4 protein-coding genes are annotated in these 3,455 nt (G+C 40.0%); 1 reads left to right on the top strand and 3 read right to left on the bottom strand.

Going from position 1 to position 3,455, the window contains the following annotated elements; translation table 11 throughout:
• Positions 1 to 107: 107 nt before the first annotated feature.
• Positions 108 to 542 (top strand): GNAT family N-acetyltransferase, encoded by a 435-nt coding sequence (locus BJP37_RS17145; RefSeq protein ID WP_075900539.1) that lies wholly within the window; start codon positions 108 to 110, stop codon positions 540 to 542.
• Positions 543 to 685: 143 nt separating this feature from the next.
• On the opposite strand, the gene BJP37_RS17140 is transcribed toward BJP37_RS17145, so the two are convergent.
• The 3 genes from BJP37_RS17140 to BJP37_RS39385 form a co-directional block, all read right to left on the bottom strand.
• Complete coding sequence (locus BJP37_RS17140; RefSeq protein ID WP_075900537.1) at positions 686 to 1,687, bottom strand: ferredoxin family protein; 1,002 nt, start codon at positions 1,685 to 1,687, stop codon at positions 686 to 688.
• A gap of 133 nt (positions 1,688 to 1,820) precedes the next feature.
• Entirely contained in the window at positions 1,821 to 2,978 is a 1,158-nt protein-coding gene (locus BJP37_RS17135) for a cupin domain-containing protein (protein ID WP_075900535.1), read from the bottom strand.
• A 185-nt stretch (positions 2,979 to 3,163) separates the two neighbouring features.
• On the bottom strand, positions 3,164 to 3,322 hold the full coding sequence (locus BJP37_RS39385) for a hypothetical protein (protein ID WP_158069629.1): 159 nt from the start codon (positions 3,320 to 3,322) through the stop codon (positions 3,164 to 3,166).
• Positions 3,323 to 3,455 lie beyond the last annotated feature (133 nt).

Genomic DNA, 3,455 nt, shown 5'->3' with positions numbered 1-3,455 from the left:
AATTCTAAATTCTAAATTCTAAATTCTAAATTCTAAATTCTAAATTCTAAATTCTTAATTCTTAATTCTTAATTCTTAATTCTTAATTCTCAATATGGTTAAACATCATGACGACTATTGAAGTGCGTCCTGTGAAAAATAAACAAGAGTTAGAGGATATGTACCACCAGCGGTGGCTTGTCTTCAGAAAACCCTTAGGTATGGAGAAAGGAACAGAACAAGACCAGTACGAGAGTAGTGCTTTTCATCTCGTTGCTATCTGTAATAATCAGGTAATTGGTTCAGCAAGATTAAGAGAATTGTCTCCCGGATTGGGCACTATTGCCTACGTTGGACTATTACCTGAATTTCGTCACCAAGGCATCGGAACTAAACTGATCGAAACATTAATTGAAAAAGCCAAAGCAAAGAATCTCAAAGCTTTGAGAGTAATGACTAGAATTAATGCCCTAGGTTTTTATAGTCGCCTTGGTTTTATACCTGACGGTGAGCCATTTGATTATGTTGGCATCAGCCACCAATTTATGTACCTTAATATCTAGCAAAGGGAACAGGGAATAGGCAACAGGGAGTAAGTCCCCATCTCCCCATCTCCCCATCTCCCCATCTCCCTATCTCCCTATCTCCCCATCTCCCCACACCTCCCACCCTCTTTTTAATTATGGGTATTCAACCAGACTTGATATTAGCTTGCCATCTGCGGTTGATAAACTGGAAGAATTTCCAGCAATTCCGAGTAAAGGCAGAGATTCTTGATAGTATATTTAACAAACACTGACTCTTTCTGAGCACCACAAGACCCTTTCAGCTGCAATGTCTTACTTTCATCTTTAACCAATTCAGCACGACAATGGTAAATCAAGCCATTAGGTTTTTCAAAGCTGATCTCAGCTTGAATAGAATCCTGATTCACATATTCTTTAATGATTGAACCACCAACTTCGTGCTTAAACCAATCCCATCCGTAGCGGAGGATAAGTTCCCTTTCCAATACCTGAATTTTAGTCGGTAGAATTCCCCAACCTCGATAAACCCGATTGAAGCATTCAATATCACCACTACGGATTAAAATTGATTTAAATGAATCTTGGTCTAAGACACCATAGTATCTTCCATCTGGGAAATCAATCGCAGTGGGAGCAAACCGATGACCACCAAAGTGGCTGGCTTTCCAGAGTCTGACATTGGTTAAGGATAACTCAGCAACAGTAGCTAAGGCTTTGCAGTAAAAAGGATTACCATACCTGGCGCAACAGACATCATGGCTACCGTGGGTGCAAACTAAAATGTCTCTAGTGTCACTGTCTTGTGTGACACAGTTTGGAGTTTCTCCAGCTAAGAATTGTTTGACAATCCCAGCTACCTCACCAAGATTAGTCACATCAAACTCTAGCTTGCTGTACCCTTTTAACCTGGCCTCACCGTTGTGACTATAAATCAAAAGCTTAGTTTGATCGGCTTTTAGGGTTTTATTATTAGCAATCAGCAGGAATCTTACTGGCAGCTTACGGTGCTTCACCTCATCCACCAAACTCCTAAGATTCTCTGGAATATACTTAGAATCCATGGCATTACACAGCCACGGTTGGCGACATTCCACTAAAACATAAACTTGGTAATTAGTACCACTACCGATAATATCTTCGGCTAACTGCTGTGAATGGTCAGAACAAAAAAAAGTGTTCATGGTTTTTTATCCTTAACTATCATTTTTTTTTAACTATAAAAAAATATTAATTATATAGCACTACGTATTGCTGAAACGCTCTTTTAGTGAACTTTTGCTAGCATGCCTATTGCCTCTTGCCTTGCGCGTAGCGCTATACTGTGGAGTCAACAAAAATAATTCCTTCAGTAACTAAGTGGGTTAAAAGAGGAGCGACATCAACCTCCCAATCGAAATCTGGTAACCATGTCATGACATCACTACCGGTAAAGGTCTCTCTGGTGAATAAATTTTCCACCAAGGAGTCAGTTACTCCTCTCAAAGCGATTTCTTTACCTGAAACGATAATTTGGTAGCCATTGTCATCTGGCAGTTGTGAAATTTTGAGGCGTTTAAATTTGGGATTCCTAAACCTAGTCTCTACACCATTGGGAAATATATTAAATCCTGCTTGCGCAGGTAGAGAGTATCTAGCTAGTGGCTTGACTAAGCCATCAAGATAACAGTTATATTGTTCCTGGATATCACTGTTAGTAAGGTATTCTTTGAAATTTTCGATTAAGTTATCAATCGACTGATCTAATGGAGCAGCATCGAACCGCAGTGGCAAACTTTTACGCCAGGCTTCATTCTCCCGTAACTCACTAACCAACCAGTCTAAAAAATCCACACCAGTCTGGCAATGAATGCCTAGGGTTAAATGTAGTGACGGTTGATCTAGAGCAACAGCATAGTGCCAATGTCCACGGGGTATATACAACAGATCACCAGGGGTAAGGGTACACTTCAAGTAAGGATCCCCTTCCGGAGGTATTTCAGACGCTGATTTTTGCTCAGTCAACGGGTATTTTAAAGTATCGCTAAATACGTACCATTCCTTGTTTCCGTCTATTTGCAAGATAAAGACATCGTGAGTATCGTAGTGACAGGAAAATCCCTGTTTACTGGGCCATGAACAATAGGAATTGACTTGAGCACTATAGCCTAAATCTTGTCTAACTTCTGAGGTGAAGTTAGTAATTTCTGGTACTAGTTTATGTACCTTGTCGATGATTAGAGTTGCCCCTGACTGGCACCACTTGATCAGATTGGCGTTTTCCTTTTCCTCCAGAACTTTGCCATCTAACGCTAAGCGCAGCTCCGGATACTTGAATTGATGGAAATTCAGGAGATTGGTGAGTTTTTGCCAAGAAAATAGATCAGCAAACTTCCTTTCGTCCTCACTTGGGATAAATACTGCTTTACTCGTCCAATGGTATTCTAGGAATTTCTGCTCACTATAAGGCTTGAGGATTTTTGCGAGCACCGACATAAATATTTGATAAAGATTAGCAACAAAAAATTTATACTAAGCAACTAGCTTGCACCAGAAACTAATTGAGAAAATTTCTCTAATTTCTGATACAAGCTCGGATTTAGCCAAAACTATTAGCAACTAAATTATTGCAAACAATTCTAGGCTCATAAGCAATAGCTACCTAAGAAGCTCAGATAGTCTCAGGATTCCTCGCTTCTAAGATCACCACCGTCAGCGTCAGTATTTAGGCAAGATTCAGTAGTCTTACGGGGATTATTCGGAACGATTTCCTTGATTTCGACTTGAATTTTGCTAACAGTGCGCTTTTCAGCAGTTAATTCTTTGATTTGCTCTAACATACTTTGTCTCCAACTAGTGTAGATCACCCTTTTGCTGCTTAACTTTTCGGCTATTGCTCGAAAGGCTCAGTGATCGGGCATTGGTGACAAGTTAAGAGAAAAAGCCTTTTGTCAAGAGGGGGGATTGCCTCAG

It is taken from the genome of Moorena bouillonii PNG, from assembly GCF_001942495.1.
Classification (GTDB): Bacteria; Cyanobacteriota; Cyanobacteriia; order Cyanobacteriales; family Coleofasciculaceae; genus Moorena; species Moorena bouillonii.
This window is presented reverse-complemented; position numbering and strand designations above follow the sequence as displayed.